1 protein-coding gene is annotated in these 1,076 nt (G+C 56.8%); it reads left to right on the forward strand.

The window, feature by feature from the left end:
* A partial coding sequence (locus tag H6B10_RS14665) for a SpoIID/LytB domain-containing protein (protein WP_204652270.1) occupies positions 1–892 on the forward strand: 892 nt, incomplete at its 5' end.
* Positions 893–1,076: the final 184 nt, after the last annotated feature.

Genomic DNA, 1,076 nt, shown 5'->3' on the forward strand with positions numbered 1-1,076 from the left:
ATCGGATTCCGGCAATTCGGAGTCTGCTGGTTCGGATTCCGGTTCTTCGGATTCCGGCTCTTCGGAGACGCCGTCCGGCGGTGAAACCATCAACGTGACCATGAACGGCACGGCACAGACTATGGATCTGGTCCAGTGCCTGGCCATGGTGGCTCAGAATGAGCTTGGCCCCAACGCCCCGGCGGAAGCCTATAAGGCCCAGTGTGTGGCCACCCATTGCTGGATTCTCAGTCAGTCGGGCTACCCGGCCGTTTCCGGCACAACGCCCGGCGCTGCGGCGCTGGCAGCCGCGCAGGAAGTGGCTCATGTTCTGGTGACCTACAACGGCCAGGTCTGCTTTACACCGTACTTTGCCTCTGCCAGTACCGGTACTGCTTCGGCAGCGGATGTTTGGGGCAATGACCGTCCCTGGCTGCAGGCGGTGGACAGCCCCTACGACCAGTCGGTGGCTACCAACTGGAATACCAACGGCAACAGCAGCGGTACGGCACGTTTCTCCCGTCAGACCCTGCTGGACCGCATCAAGTCGGAATTGGAGATCGATCTTACCGACGTTGACCCCAACAACTGGTTCAAGATCATTTCCACCAACCAGTATGGCTGGGTTTCCAAGATTCAGGTGGGACCGGACGGTAACTGTGTCACAGTCAGCGGACGCTGGTTCCGTGAAAATCTGCTGGCACGGCAGAGCGTTGACGGCCGCAGCCTGCGCAGCCAGTGCTTTACCTTCACCTTTGATGCCAACCTGGATTGCTTCATTTTTGATGTGTACGGCTATGGCCATGGCTGTGGTATGAGCCAGTGGGGCGCCATCGGATATGCGCAGAATGGCTGGGGTTACCAGGATATTCTGCTGCACTATTATCCCGGTACCACGATCACTACTTACTAAAACCGAAAAACAAAATATCCTGCCCCTTGCTGCGGGCAGGATATTTTTGTGCGGTGCTTTATGGTGCTGCGCTGAATTGATAAGAAGGAAGACCACGATGAAACGTATTTTGATGTTGGCGACCGGCGGAACGATTGCCACGCTGAAAACAGATGACGGCAAGGTGCCGCAGCTTACCTCTCAG

The sequence above is a fragment of the Gemmiger formicilis genome (genome assembly GCF_016901605.1).
Taxonomy (GTDB): Bacteria; Bacillota; Clostridia; order Oscillospirales; family Ruminococcaceae; genus Gemmiger; species Gemmiger formicilis_B.